This window comes from Fibrobacter sp. UWB16 (assembly GCF_900215325.1).
GTDB lineage: Bacteria > Fibrobacterota > Fibrobacteria > Fibrobacterales > Fibrobacteraceae > Fibrobacter.
On the sequence record NZ_OCMS01000001.1, the window covers coordinates 17,716 to 32,078 of the forward strand.

At 49.2% G+C, this 14,363-nt stretch carries 13 protein-coding genes; 4 read left to right on the plus strand and 9 right to left on the minus strand.

All coding sequences use genetic code 11. The features are described from left to right. Positions 1 to 52 precede the first annotated feature (52 nt). The 6 genes from CRN95_RS00085 to CRN95_RS00110 all read right to left on the minus strand — a co-directional run bounded on the left by CRN95_RS00085 (position 53) and on the right by CRN95_RS00110 (position 5,991). A complete protein-coding gene (locus CRN95_RS00085; RefSeq protein ID WP_097019743.1) occupies positions 53 to 937 on the minus strand; it encodes a hypothetical protein in 885 nt (294 codons plus the stop codon). Positions 938 to 939: 2 nt separating this feature from the next. After that, positions 940 to 1,590 (minus strand): hypothetical protein, encoded by a 651-nt coding sequence (locus tag CRN95_RS00090; RefSeq protein WP_235002784.1) that lies wholly within the window; start codon positions 1,588 to 1,590, stop codon positions 940 to 942. Then, the gene (locus tag CRN95_RS00095) at positions 1,590 to 1,919 is read right to left on the minus strand and encodes a multidrug efflux SMR transporter (protein ID WP_235002785.1); all 330 of its coding nucleotides are present in this window, start codon (positions 1,917 to 1,919) and stop codon (positions 1,590 to 1,592) included. Before CRN95_RS00095 ends, CRN95_RS00090 begins: the two co-directional genes overlap by 1 nt. Before the next feature lie 62 nt (positions 1,920 to 1,981). After that, a complete protein-coding gene (locus CRN95_RS00100; protein ID WP_097019745.1) occupies positions 1,982 to 2,650 on the minus strand; it encodes a hypothetical protein in 669 nt (222 codons plus the stop codon). 132 nt (positions 2,651 to 2,782) lie between these two features. After that, positions 2,783 to 4,195: a glycine--tRNA ligase gene (locus tag CRN95_RS00105; RefSeq protein WP_014545160.1), complete on the minus strand. Its 1,413-nt coding sequence runs from the start codon at positions 4,193 to 4,195 to the stop codon at positions 2,783 to 2,785. A gap of 149 nt (positions 4,196 to 4,344) precedes the next feature. Further along, positions 4,345 to 5,991 carry a hypothetical protein gene (locus CRN95_RS00110; RefSeq protein WP_097019746.1) on the minus strand — a complete coding sequence of 549 codons (1,647 nt, stop codon included), beginning with the start codon at positions 5,989 to 5,991 and terminating at the stop codon, positions 4,345 to 4,347. Positions 5,992 to 6,272: 281 nt separating this feature from the next. On the opposite strand from CRN95_RS00110, the gene hflX reads away from it, so the two are divergent. Together hflX and CRN95_RS00120 are read left to right on the plus strand one after the other, a co-directional pair. Beyond that, positions 6,273 to 7,472: a GTPase HflX gene (gene hflX, locus CRN95_RS00115; protein WP_097019747.1), complete on the plus strand. Its 1,200-nt coding sequence runs from the start codon at positions 6,273 to 6,275 to the stop codon at positions 7,470 to 7,472. Positions 7,473 to 7,744: 272 nt separating this feature from the next. Further along, positions 7,745 to 8,344: a phosphatidylglycerophosphatase A gene (locus CRN95_RS00120; RefSeq protein ID WP_097019748.1), complete on the plus strand. Its 600-nt coding sequence runs from the start codon at positions 7,745 to 7,747 to the stop codon at positions 8,342 to 8,344. 94 nt (positions 8,345 to 8,438) lie between these two features. Here CRN95_RS00120 and CRN95_RS00125 read toward each other — a convergent pair whose 3' ends face one another. From CRN95_RS00125 to fabF, 3 genes are read right to left on the minus strand one after another with little or no spacing between them, the layout of a single operon-like run. Next, positions 8,439 to 9,845: a sodium-dependent transporter gene (locus CRN95_RS00125; RefSeq protein ID WP_097019749.1), complete on the minus strand. Its 1,407-nt coding sequence runs from the start codon at positions 9,843 to 9,845 to the stop codon at positions 8,439 to 8,441. Positions 9,846 to 9,865: 20 nt separating this feature from the next. Continuing rightward, the gene (locus CRN95_RS00130; protein WP_097019750.1) at positions 9,866 to 10,849 is read right to left on the minus strand and encodes a hypothetical protein; all 984 of its coding nucleotides are present in this window, start codon (positions 10,847 to 10,849) and stop codon (positions 9,866 to 9,868) included. Then, positions 10,849 to 12,093, minus strand: coding sequence for a beta-ketoacyl-ACP synthase II (gene fabF / locus CRN95_RS00135; protein WP_088629632.1), 1,245 nt, complete (start codon positions 12,091 to 12,093; stop codon positions 10,849 to 10,851). Before fabF ends, CRN95_RS00130 begins: the two co-directional genes overlap by 1 nt. A 384-nt stretch (positions 12,094 to 12,477) precedes the next feature. Here fabF and orn point away from each other — a divergent pair, with 384 nt between their 5' ends. Continuing rightward, the gene (gene orn, locus CRN95_RS00140; RefSeq protein ID WP_088629631.1) at positions 12,478 to 13,017 is read left to right on the plus strand and encodes an oligoribonuclease; all 540 of its coding nucleotides are present in this window, start codon (positions 12,478 to 12,480) and stop codon (positions 13,015 to 13,017) included. 4 nt (positions 13,018 to 13,021) lie between these two features. Beyond that, a complete protein-coding gene (locus tag CRN95_RS00145) occupies positions 13,022 to 14,356 on the plus strand; it encodes a penicillin-binding transpeptidase domain-containing protein (RefSeq protein WP_097019751.1) in 1,335 nt (444 codons plus the stop codon). Positions 14,357 to 14,363: the final 7 nt, after the last annotated feature.

Genomic DNA, 14,363 nt, shown 5'->3' on the forward strand with positions numbered 1-14,363 from the left:
ACCCCTCAAAAAAAATTCAGCCGAATGAGACAAACTCATTCGGCTTTTTCTTTTACTTTTTCCGCTTTATCTTAAACAAAGTCTTGACTTGTAAAGAATCTTCAGTGCCATACATATCGGTGTAATGAGCCATCCACTTGACCGTTGTATCTTTTCGCGGCAATTCCGTCGAATCGGCATAAACATTCACATAGGACTGATACGCAATTAATTTTTTCGGATAATCGATATACACGGTTTTTGTACAGCTAGATATTTCAATGAGATAAATCCCATCCGAAATAAACGTCGTATCCGCTTTACGTGTACCATCTTCTCCATCTAGCACAAGTAACTGCCCTGAATTTTTAGAAACATACGCCCAATCAGGCAAACCGCTGTATTCTATATAGTATGCATCAACAAATTTCCGGGATTCACCCTTTAAGTTTTCGGATGCATAACTCGTCGGTTCAACAATTACCGTATCAAAGGCGGCTTTCAGCTTTTTCGAATCAAATTTGGGGATTTCAACATATGGCGGAATATAATCCATCAGTCGATTTTTGCCATAGTTGATGTAAGTCGTGTCTCCACGCTTGATTTCTACCTTCTGGTGAGTTACCGGCTCGTCATCCGACCTAACGGACGATTCCGCTTTTGAATACACGATTCTGCAAGTCGAATACGTTTTCTTTAAGGTACATTCAAAATATCCCTTCCAAAGGTTGCAGGACATTTTATCGGTTGTCGCGGTTACCGTATCCAATTTGTCTTTGCCAGAGAAATACACAAAGCTGTAGGCCTTGGTATTTACGAACGCAGTATCGCAAACAACATCTTCAGGGCAGCCCAAATTTCCGCTATTTATAACTTCTCCGCCACAGGCAAGGAAGGAAACAGCAGCGAAAGCAAAGGCAGAAACAATCGAATAACGACTTAATGTTTTCAACTTCATAATCACTCGCAATCCAAGCAGGTCCATTCCACTACACCATCGCCATTGCCATCAAATCGTTCGCGGGTGTACTTTTCGATGTCGATGAGGAATCCAATTTCGCCAGCATTTTCAGTGCAGCATCCATCGCAATCGCTGTCGGAGCACATGTCATAAACCACGGCGTCAATCGTGGAGCCGTTCATGCGGAGCCTGAAAGTCTTAAGCTTATACTGATTCCAGTCCTTTTCGTGAACGGCAATGATATTGTGCTGACTCACCCATTCTTCGGTCATTTGATCTTCAATGCCAGCAAAGTAACCCGCCCAGGTGCAGCCATTGTACTCAATGCATTCTTCACTATCCGGTTCTGGCCATGACGTGTACCAAGTAAGATTCGCCTGGTGCCAAACGGTATCCGCGACTGTTTCACTTGATGAAGACTGTGCGACATTTTCCGTGCTACTACTAGATGGCGTTCCCGGAACGGAGTCCGGGATGACAACGCCTGAAGAAGATCCCGGCACTTCGGCAGGCTCAGAGACCTTAGAATCCGGGATGACAGTGCTGGATGACAATTCCGCGGAGTTCCATACAGCCGACGCATTCTCGTCGCTACAGGCAACAATTCCACCAGCAATAGCGACAATCGCAAAAGCCTTCAAAAAATTCATCAGTGCACATCCATTTTAGAGAACAGGTTCAACACAACGACTCCCGAAACAATCAGGAGCAAGCCAATATAAGCACCAATATCTGGCACCTGTTTAAAGGCTACAATTCCGATTATAGTAATTAAAGCAACCCCAAGCGCAGACCAAATCGCATAAGCGACCGCAATTGGGATGACTTTTAGGCAAACGCTCAAGAAATAAAGGGATGCCACATAGCAAATGAGCGAAGCTACCGTCGGCACAACACGCGTGAACTGTTCCGAAAATTTCAAAAGCGTTGTCCCCGCCGTTTCGCAGACAATCGCAAGCAAAAGCATTAAATAGTACAATTCAGCACCTCCTTCTATTACAAAATAATAAATTTTGTACAAAAAAAGTAGGTAGCCTCAATTTACATAATCGCTATACCGAGGCTTATCGCGAATATGTGATTGATATAGTAGTTTTCGTGTTTGACATCGCGGTATTTATCGGAGAACGATCCAAATTCTGCAATATACTTAAGACGAAGCATTAGTCCTAAATTAAAGCCGATGTCGCCCGCATTAATATAGCCCGAATCAAAGCGAAAATCTACGTTTTCTCCCATAATAAACGTAGAGAAATCCATATCATCATTACCATTATTGAAGATATTTCCACCAAAACCAATAAAGGGCTGCAGTTCCACATAACGTGTATTGAATACCGCGTAACCCAAAGTAAGCCCAAGGGATTCGTCCGTTGCTTCATTGTCGCGATCATATTCGGTAAAGTAACCATCGTCGTAGAGGTATGGGAAACTATGTATCAATCCCCAACCGTAGTAAAAGCCTACCGCCACTCGCGATAGTTGCAATTCGAAATCAATAATGAAAGGGAAGCCCATCTTCACATCAAGATACTTATTCACATCACCCGTAGTAGTACCAACCCACGAGCCAAAGAATAAAGCGATATCGATCCAATAGCTCCGTTCGTCATCGGAACTTTTCCCAGATGTACCAACTGGTTCTGCCCACAGGCAGGTCGATGCAAGCAGTAGAATGGCCAGCAGACTTTTAAATTTGTTCAGAATCATTTGGCAGAAATATAAAAAAAGAACCCGTTTCCGAGTTCTCTTTTTACAAACATTCCTCCGACAAGGAGATGCCCGCTTTCTCGGGCATGACAATTGTGGAGCAAAGCTCCACCACTGCCTACGGTCTACTAATTAGCAGCCGAGCTTTTCGAAGAGGTAAGCTTCGAGCTTGTCGATAGCGACGAGTTCCTGCTTCATGGAGTCGCGTTCGCGAACAGTCACGTAGCCGAGCTTTGCCGGATCGGATTCACCCTCGCCAACAGTGTCGAAGTCAACGGTCACGCAGAACGGCGTGCCGAGTTCGTCCTGACGGCGGTAGCGCTTACCGATGGACTGCGTTTCGTCGTATTCGACGTTCCAGCGGTTGAGGAGTTTCTGGTAAAGTTCTTCGGCCTTTTCCTTGACCTTGCCCTTCTTCACGAGCGGAAGCACGGCAACCTTGACCGGAGCGACCTTCGGATCGAAGTGGAGCACGGTACGTTCGTCGTTTTCGAGCTTTTCGACTTCGTAAGCGTTGCAGAGAAGCACGAGGAGCAAACGTTCCACACCGAGAGACGGTTCGACAACGTACGGGATGTAGCGCTTGTTCTGGACCGGGTCAATGTATTCCTGCTTGACCTTGGATTCGTTCTGGTGCTGTGTGAGGTCGTAGTTCGTACGAGATGCGATGCCCCAGAGTTCGCCCCAGCCGAACGGGAATTCGTATTCGACGTCGGTGGTGCCGTTGGAGTAGTGAGAAAGTTCTTCCTTGGCATGTTCGCGGAGGCGGAGCTTTTCACGCTTCACGCCGAGATCGTTCACGAGCCATTCGAAGCAGTACTTACGCCAGAAGTTGTACCAGTCAAGTTCAGTACCCGGTTCGCAGAAGAATTCAAGTTCCATCTGTTCGAATTCGCGAGTACGGAAGATAAAGTTACCCGGAGTAATTTCGTTACGGAAAGACTTACCGATCTGACCGACACCGAACGGGATGCGCGGGCGGACGTTATCGACAATGTTGCGGAAGTCCACGAAGATACCCTGAGCGGTTTCCGGACGGAGATAGACCTTGTTGCCTTCGCCTTCGATCACGCCAATTTCAGTCTGGAACATGAGGTTGAAAGCACGCGGCTTTGTCCAATCGGTCTTGCCGCAAGTCGGGCATTCGATCTTGTTATCCACCATCATCTGGTGAACTTCGTCAAAATTCTTACCAGCGCAGCAGCCTTCGCCGAGCTTTTCTTCGAGGAGCTGGTCAGCGCGGAAACGTTCGTGGCAAGCGAGGCAGTCCACGAGCGGGTCAGAGAAGTTACCCACGTGGCCAGAGGCCTTCCAGACGCGGGGGTTCAAAAGAATAGAGCTATCGAGACCAAGCACATCGTGGCGGGAAGTCACGAACTTCTTCCACCAGAGATTCTTGATGTTGCGCTTGAGTTCCACGCCATACGGACCGTAGTCCCAAGTGTTGGCGAGGCCGTCGTAAATTTCGGAGCCGGGGAAAATGAAGCCGCGGCGTTTGCAGAGGGAGATGATGTCCTTGAGGGCATCCTGAACTTTCTTTGCCATTATATATCCTTTATCGGCCGTGCCCATGAGGCATGTTTGGCCGGACTAGGAACCTACCTGGATGATAGGCCCTGACGGGGACAAATATAGAAAAAAAGACCCCACTTGCGCAGGGTCTAGTTTGCTCATGGAGTCTTAAAACATTTCACTTATCGAGCATTCACAATCCTCTGCTCAGACCCAATGCGAAGCATATAGGCCCCACTCTGAGGAACATTCACCGAGAAGTTAGCGGCGTCAACGCGAGCGTTGTAAATTACGCGTCCCTGCATATCGAGTAAATTAACATCAGCACCGACTTTAGCGCCCGAAATCTGGAGATTGCGGCCATTCACGACAGCCGTGAATTTTGCAATAGGCGCAACCTTTTCAAGCTTCATTCCCGGATTAAACTTTGTCCAAATTCTGGACTTGCACACAAACACGGTCTTGAGTTCTGTCACATAATACGTCATATTTTCGCGCTTGACAGTGCAACTCGGCATATCTTCTTCAGTGCCCACAGCTTCGACAACGATATCCGGGATAGCGCTGGAGCTAGATACAGCCTTCGAACTTGAAGATGTCGATTTTTTGCTACTTGAAGAAGCTGGTTTAGCACTTGATGATGAAGCCTTTTTACTGCTAGAAGAAGCGGCTTTGGCACTCGAGCTAGACGCAGCCTTTGCACTGCTAGAGGAAACAGATTTTGCGCTTGAACTGGATGCGGCCTTTGCGCTGCTAGAGGAAGCAGGTTTTGCGCTTGAGCTGGATGCAGCCTTTGCGCTGCTAGAAGAAGCAGGTTTTGCGCTTGAGCTAGATGCAGCCTTTGCGCTGCTAGAAGAAGCGGCTTTGGCACTCGAGCTAGACGCAGCCTTTGCACTGCTAGAGGAAACAGATTTTGCGCTTGAACTGGATGTGGCCTTTGCGCTGCTAGAAGAAGCGGCTTTGGCACTCGAGCTAGACACAGCCTTTGCACTGCTAGAGGAAACAGATTTTGCGCTTGAGCTGGACTCAACCTTTGCACTGCTAGAGGAAGCGGGCGTTGCACTTGAGCTAGAAGAAACTACAACCTCACTCGATGAGCTCGAAGCAATCACGGAGCTAGAACTAGAAGCTGCCTGTTCACTGCTAGAAGAGAACTCTTCTGCACTAGACGAAGATAAATCAACAGATTCAGCAACAAAAGATGCAGTAACTTCAACATCAAAATTCGGCATGTCAAAAGCGCAGCTACCTTCAACAGCGCTACCGCCCATTCCCCACATGCCAGGAATTTGCGAGCCAGGTTCTACCTGAGTGCAAGGCACAATAGTACCATCATCAAGGTTCTTGCTTACGCGAATCGAAGCAAGCTTAAAGCCATTGGCGGCACTCGGACTTACAGTAACTCTTGTACCCGGCTTGGTACGATCCCTATAACGGTCATTAAACGCAAGAGATACATTTCCGTTATCTGTATTTTTAACAATAAGGAAATAACGAAGCGATTCAAACGAAGCCGAAACAAAAACATCATGATTTGGCATCAAGAACTGCTCATCATTTTTTTCTGTCGTAGAAACAGTTCTTTGATCACGAGCATCGCCGTACGCATCATAAACGGTAAAGCCCTTAAATACTTTTCCATCAGGGATTATCGGTGTTACGCTAAGCCATGAGCCTGCAGGCGCTTCACTGACAACAGCTTGATTCAGCATAACGTTGAACGACTGTTCTTCGTCACTACCGACTTTATTAATTTTGTAATTTTGAGCATAGACGCTCATGGCGAACGCAAGCGTCGCCCCCATTCCAAGGCAGATTTTTTTCCTCATACAAATCCCTAACTTTTGTATTCTCAAATTTAGTATAAGTTTTTTCATGTGCAATATATCACAATTAACGAAATATTACAAATAAGGAATTTATATGCAAATAAACATTGAAAAAATTTCAAAAAACACATTTCTGAAATATCGAGAAATTCAGAACACCACAAATTAGGTAAACAAACCATTACAGTCTTTTTAATAGATTCACCATATCCCATTTTAGTCCGTAAAAAAAAGCTTTTATTTTTTGATATATTTCAACCGTATTTATAACGAAAGAGAATATGGAAGAACCAAAGAAAAAAGGCGCCAAGCCCGTCGAACATAAGAAAGAACAGGAACGATGCATTCTCGTAGGCATCGCCACACCCAAAATTCGTCCGTGGCTTGCAGGCGAGCAACTCGCAGAACTCGGTCGCCTCGCCGAAACCGCAGGCGCATACGTCACTCGCAGCTTTTTACAACGCGTACAGAACTTCAGCCCGGCAACACTCATTGGCGAAGGCAAGGTAAACGAAGTCAAACGCGCGCTCGAAGAAGACAACGCTAAGATGGTCGTGTTTGACGACGACCTCTCGGGTTCGCAAGTGCGCAATCTCGAAGAACGCATGCCCGGCATCAAGGTTCTCGACCGCACAGGACTTATTCTCGATATTTTCGCAAAGCACGCCGTCACGGCAGAAAGCCGCCTGATGGTCGAAGTCGCGCAATTGCAATACATGATGCCGCGCCTCACCGGTGCGTGGACGCACCTTTGCCGCCAGCACAATGGCGGCATCGGCACCAAAGGGCCAGGCGAGACGCAGCTCGAAACTGACCGCCGCATGATCCGCAAGCGCATCCAGGAACTCAAGAAAAAGCTTGAGAAAATCGAAGATGCCCGCGAGCAGCAAGCAGATAAACGAAATGACATTTTCCAGGTCGGCATTGTCGGCTATACGAACGCGGGCAAGTCCACGCTCACGAACCGCTTAACAGGCGCCGACGTTTATGTTGAAGACAAACTCTTTGCAACGCTAGACAGCACTACGCGTAAGCTATTCCTCGATGGCGAAAACATCATCCTTTCCGATACGGTCGGATTCATCCGCAAGCTTCCCCACAACTTGATTGAAACATTCAAGAGTACGCTCGGCGTGGCCGCCCATGCGGACTGCATCTTGGAAGTCGTTGACGGAAGCGCCCCGGACTACCGCGATCATTTGGAAGTCACGCACAAGACGCTCGAAAGCATCATCGACAAGGATACTCCGAGACTCCGCGTATTCAACAAGGTCGAAGTTGCCGACGAAGCACGCCGCACAGAACTCTTGCAGAACTATCCTGACGCCATTCAAATCAGCGCAAAGGAGAACATCGGCATGGAACGTCTGCGCGCAGCCTTCAAGGAACAGCTCGAACGCTGGCACGAGAAGCGAGCCGCCGCCGAAAAGCACGAAAAAGAAATTGCAGAAGCACCGTGGCCGCCGGAGGTAGGGGGATGAGGTGTGAGGTCGGCACGTTGTGCCTCTGGGGTATGGGCTCGAGGCTTACGCCACTCTGAGGCATGAGGCTTTTAGAATTAAACTTCATGATTCGTCATTCTGAGCGGTGAGAAACCGCGAAGAATCCAGTCAAGTTTCAAATCGCCCTGGATGCTTCGTTACACTCAGCATGACGAAAAAAACATAACGACCCCATCAAGCAATGACCAATGACCAATGACTAACGACCATTCACCCCTAACCACTAACCACTGTTTACCAACCACTTCATCATGAATAAGCAAGAACTTAAAGAAAAGTATGGCAAGAAGCGCGTTCCGCACGAATGGCGCAAGACAGACAAAATTTCTACGCTGATTACGACGTTTTTCGGCTCCGGAATGAGCCCGAAGGCCCCCGGCACCATGGGAAGTCTCGCCGCTGCAATTGTCGCCTACCCCATGGCGATTTTTTTCCAATCGCACTTAGGACAAGACGAAGTTCTCTACATCGGCGGCACGAACTTCGGTATTTTCATAAGCCTGACCTTCCTTGCTGCCGCATTATTCGTCTTTTTCTCCGCCATTCCATTTGTGAAAAAAGCCATGAAAGATACCGGCACCGAAGACCCTGGCTGGATCGTGATTGACGAAGTTTGCGGCATTTTCATGGCACTAGCATTCGTTCCGAGCGATGTCATTATACACAGCCCTTGGATTCTCGCCATCGCATTTGGATTGTTCCGCTTTTTCGACATTCTCAAGCCGCTCGGCATCCATAAAATGGAAAAACTCCCCGGAGCTTGGGGAGTTATGGCAGATGATCTGCTCGGCGGAATTTACGCAGGCATTCTGCTTTGCCTTGCCTTAACATTAATTGTTTTATTCAGCTAAAAAAAGTGATGCCCGCTCGGAGGCGGGCATGACATACAAACAACGCCCGCGCAGTTCATTCTGGCGGGCATATTAAGCGATTTACTAAACGATTTTATTCAAATATCTTGTTGTACAAACCCGGTGCGAACTTCTGCATGTACCCGAGCACGAAAATCACGGAAATGATAATCGGCAAGCCCCACTTGAAGTAGAGATGCAAAATCTTTAACTTCGGGAACTTCATGCCCACACCCAAATTCGCTTCAGAGATAAACTTGAACTGCCCCCAGCCATAGCGGGAGTTGCAGAACAGCACAAAGATAAGCGAGCCCAACGGCAACAACGTATTCGAAACGAGGAAGTCCTCCAAATCCAGAACGCAGCTGCCAGGGCCAAACGGTTCAAAGCCCGAAAGCACGTTAAAGCCGAGCGCACACGGGAGCGACAAAATCGTAATTGCGACAAAGTTCCACTTCACCGCCTTCTTGCGTTCCACATTGCGCACATCCATCCAGTAAGCGACAATATTTTCAAACACCGCCACAAGCGTAGAAAGCGCTGCAAACGACATAAAGAGGAAGAATGCTGCACCGCAAACACGACCTGCCGGCATCTGCGCAAACACGTTCGGAAGCGTTGCAAAAATAAGCCCCGGACCAGCATCCGGCTTGAGTCCAAACGCAAAGCACGCCGGAATAATGATAAGTCCAGCAATCAAAGCGACACCTGTATCAAGCACGCATATATGAGCAGCTTCGGTCAAGAGCGAATGCTGTTTCTTGATGTAGCTACCGAAAATGCTCATGGAGCCAATGCCAATGCTAAGCGTAAAGAACGACTGGCCAAGAGCCGCAAACACGACCTCGCCAATCCCCGCTTCCTTGAGCTTTGCAAAGTCCGGCAGCAAGTAGAACTTAAGGCCTTCGCCTGCACCCGGGAGCGTGAGCACGCGAACCATCAAGATGAGCATAATGATAAGGAGCGCAGACATCATCGTCTTCGTGATGCGTTCCACACCGCGCTGGAGTCCAAGCGCCACAATCGAAAGCCCCGCAAAAGTTGCAACGACCATCCAGAACGAGAGCAAGGGGCCATTTCCGAGCATTTTGCCAAACTCAGCACCGACTTCTGCAGGCGTCATCTTCATGAGGTCGCCCATCGTCACCATGCGGTAGAAGTAATAGAGCATCCACCCCGTCACTGTCGTATAGAACATCATGAGAAGGTAGTTACCCACAATCATCGGAACTCCTGCATAATGCCACTTTTGCCCCGGCTTTTCAAGGATGGCAAACGAACGGCCCACGCCACGCTTAGACGAGCGGCCAACCGCAAATTCCATCACAAGAATCGGGAATCCGAAAATCAACAAGAAGAAGAGGTAAATCAGCACAAAGGCGGCACCGCCATACTGCCCCGTGATAAACGGGAAACGCCAAACGTTGCCAAGACCGATGGCGCAACCGGCAGCAATCAGAATAAAACCAAGACGGGACTTAAAGTTTTCTCTTTCTGTCATCATTTACCTCATGCACAAATCTAGAACTTAATCGGGTAAAGCAAGTACCAGTGGAACTCCGGATACACCTGAATCGTAGGCGCCGGGAGCTTAAAGTAGTTCAGCATCTTGATGGCAAAACGCGCAAAACGGCTTTGCGGACGGAATGCTTCAAGGTCATAATCCAAGGCGACATAAACTTCACGACGCGGATGCGGTTCCTTGGTAAAAACCTTCTCGTCAATGCTAAGACCAACGGCAATGGCAAGCCAGCTCGGATAATACTTGCGAACCGATTCCGGCAAAAGCCTGTAGGGCTTGACCGAAAGCCAGAACGTCTGGTTCACGTAGTCATCCGTAAACACGCCGCCCGAAGCCGCATGATTCGAATCATAATAAGCATTGGAATTAATCCAGTAGCTCCATTTGAGGTCTATATATTTAAATAGGGGCACATAGCGTTCCGCCATCGGCAAGAATCCGCCAAGCCCACCCGAAAGCACGTCAAAAATGCTAAAGCCCCACGTCGGAGCAAAGCCATCCTTGACATCAATGGCAATATGCGTTGCCAAAGCGGATAAACCCGCAAACAAATAGGACTGGAATTCGCTAGCCCCTGCCCAGTGGTAGCCTTCGTAAAAGAACTCGCCAAGGACAACGCCTGCCGCAAAATGGCCAAACTTGTCCAAATTCAGCGCATAATCAAAGTCGTTCTCAAAATGGAAATGGGTGCGTTCATCATCCCACCAGCCCTTTTCAAAAACAAACCCATAGGCAGCGCCATAGGCAATCAAGGTTAGAGACGCGACACCGAAAAGCTTAGCCGGTTCAATTTCCGTTTTTATATCAGTAGGATCTTCACTTCGGTAATCCCAGGTAGAATCGCGCCACGTGAGCGGATCCCCCGGAGACGACAAAGCTGCCGCCGGGAGCACCAGCGACAGCAAAAGCAAAAACGCAGAGATTTTAGCGTTTATTTTACGAGAAGCGGAAGAGCCAATTGAAAAACCATTGGCCTTACGCATTAATTCCTCGCAAAGATAATAACTCCATTTTGGCCTCCGAAGCCAAAGCCATTGCTCATAGCGTAGTCAATCTTCTGGTTGACGGCACCATTTGCGCAGACATCAAGATGAATAGCCGGATCCTGGTCGAACACGTTGAGCGTACCGTGAACCTTCTGATTCATAACGGACATGATGGTCACAACGGATTCGAGAGCACCTGCAGCACCCAGGCAGTGGCCGAGCATGGACTTCGTCGAGTTGACCTTGAGGTTGTCGAGAGCCGATGCAGAGGACTGCTTGAAGAGCGTTTCGATGGCAGAGCATTCTGCAATGTCACCGAGCGGTGTGGATGTACCGTGAGTGTTAATATAGCTAATATCCTTAGCTTCGATGCCAGCTTCCTTGATAGCGTTAGCCATTGCGAGCATCACACCCTTGCCATCCGGACGCGGAGCGGAGATGTGGTGAGCGTCAGAGCTTGCACCGACACCAGCGATACGGGCGAGAATCTTTGCACCACGAGCCTTAGCGTGAGATTCGCTTTCGAGCACGAGGACTGCAGCACCTTCACCAATCACAAAGCCATCGCGATCCTTGTCGAACGGGCGGGAAGCCTGTTCCGGAGCATCATTGCGCTTGCTGACGGCCTTCATGCTGGTAAAGCCAGCGAGGCTGAGCGGGTTCACCGTTTCGTCGGCACCACCAGCGAGCATCACATCGCAGCGGCCGAGACGAATCATGTCATAGGCATTGGCGATGGAGTGGTTGGAAGTTGCGCAAGCGGAAGTGACCGTGTAAGACGGACCCATCCAGCCAGTCTTGTTGCAAACTTCACCAGCCGGCATATTCACGATAGCCATCGGAATATAGAACGGGGAAACACGGGACGGGCCACGAGTGCTAAGAGCCACAGCGGCGTCATAGCAATACTGCAAACCACCGATACTGCTACCAATGATAGCACCGCAGCGTTCCGGATTTTCATTTTCCGGAGCAATGCCAGCCTGGCGCAAAGCCTGGAAGGCAGAGTAAACAGCATACTGGATGCAACGGGAGAACCTGGACTGGTCTCTGGTGCTGTAGATTTCCGAAGCGTCGAACTCACGGATTTCGCTAGCCATGCGAGAGGTGTAAGCCGAAGCGTCGAAACGCTGAATGGGAGCAATGCCAGACTTGCCCTGGAGCAAGTTCTGCCACAATAATTCGGGGGAGTTTCCGAGAGAGGAAACGCAGCCCATACCTGTAATAACAACATTTTCCATAATGCGCCAAATATAATAAAAAAAACGGTAACATTTTCGTAAGCGACGCAAGAAAAAGACAATTTGTAACAAAAAATTACATTTTCAAGAATATTTTTATAACTTTGCAAGAATTTATCCATATATATAGCATTTTCCTTCATTTCTATTACGCAATACTTACAAACCATTATTAGTCATTAGTCAGTAGATATAGTCCCCTGTGTCATCCCGAGCGCAACGTAAGTGGAGTCGAGGGATCCAGTAAAATTTTCATGTCAAGAAAGGAGATTCCCGCTCAGTGGCGGGAATGACAAGTCAAGTGGCGGGAATGACAAGTCAAGAGGCGTGAATGACAAAAACAAGGCGGGAACACGATTCAAAAAAATGCTATTATTCGCGCGTATGCCAAAGAGTTCTCGAAATTTAGTTTGGATGGACCTGGAAATGTCCGGTCTCTATCCTGAAAAAGATGTCATTCTCGAAATTGCGACCATTGTTACTGACGCCAACTTGAACATCCTCGCCGAAGGCCCTGTTATCGCTATCCACCAGCCCGAAAACGTTTTCGAAAGCATGGACGAATGGAACACACGGCACCACAACCAGAGCGGCCTCGTGGACCGTTGCCGCCGTTCGCAGTATTCCCTCAAGGACGCCGAACAAGAAACGCTCAAGTTCATCAAGCCGTTTACCGAAAAAGGCAAGAACCTCCTCTGCGGAAATTCCATCACGCAAGATAGGCGTTTTTTGTACAAGTACATGCCCGAAATTTCGGAATGGCTCTGCTACCGCAATATTGACGTGAGCTCCATCAAGGAACTCAGTTACCGCTGGTACCCGAACCTCGAAGATTTTCAGAAAGAAAAACGCCACGAAGCTTTAAACGACATCCGCGAAAGCATCGCCGAACTCGCCTATTACCGAAAGACCATCTTCAAGTAATTCTATGGAAAGACTCCCCTACGCCCAGAGAATGCGCAACCGCTGCATTGCGATTACTGTTCTTGTCACGATTATTATTGCCATTGTTCACTGTTCCACCAAAGACGATCCTGTTCCACCCGCAGAACCTGCCGAGCCGCAAGTTGCAACAGCCGTAGACACACTCGCCCAAGCCATAGCCCCAAGCGATACAAATCAAAATCCGAACGGACTTGTCGCCCTGAAAGGCATCGAAGACGAAGACTTTGAAAGCTCGGGCAACACAGCCAACGGAAATGTGGCAAGCGCAACAAACGCTACTGCCGAAAGCACAGACAGCGTCCGCGACACGCTCCATATCAAAGCACAAAAAGATCCGCTCCTCGCCGACAAAATCGACATTCTTTTACGCCGTTACCACCCGGACTTGGGCGTTATCCTCGTCGTGGATACCAAGACAAACGAAATCATCGCCTGGGGAGAACGCCGAGACGGTCAGGTTCAGAACAAGCCCGACTACATTGGCCGCGCCACCTTCCCCGCAGCATCGCTTGCAAAGCTTGTGACGATTGCCGCCGCCATGGAAAGCAACCGCTACTCGCTCAACACACCCATTCCGATGATCGGACGCCACCACACGCTTTACCTGAACCAGCTCCGCGTCCCCGAAAAGTATAACGGCCCCACGATGGAACTCTCCGAAGCGTTCGCCCGCTCCGCCAATCCGCCAATGGCCATCGTCGGTAAAAACGTCGGAGGAAAGCGCCTCAACGCCGCCGCCGCAAAACTCGGCTACAACAAGAACTTCCCTGGCAACGCCCCGAATGCCTCGCGCTACACCGCCCCGGACACGGGTTACGGCCTTGCCGAAGTCGCCTGCGGCTTTACAACCTCGACGACACTTACGCCGCTCCTCGCCGCAGCGCAAGTCCGTGCAATCCTCACCAAGAAACCCCTTGAAATTCCATGGGCTCGCGACATGGCTCCATTCGCCCCGCAAAAGCCACTCGCCCTCAACCTTGGCAAATTCACCGAAAACACATACTACGGTCTCCGCGAATCCATGCTCCGTTCCGTGACACAGGGGACAGCCCGCAAGCACATGTCCACAAAGAACATGGCCCGCAAGAATTTCGAAGCGCTCCGCCTCGGCGGCAAGACAGGCTCTCTCGATGGAAACGACCCCGCCGGACGCTACGACTGGTTCATGGGATTTGCAGAAGCGAAAAACGATCCGAACAAGTCCATTGTCGTCATCGTGATGCAGATGCACAAGGAAATGCGTTCACAACCGGCAACGCAGGTAGCCGCAACCGTCATCAATTACTGGGCACACCAAAACCTGGACCTGAAAAAATAATTTAGAT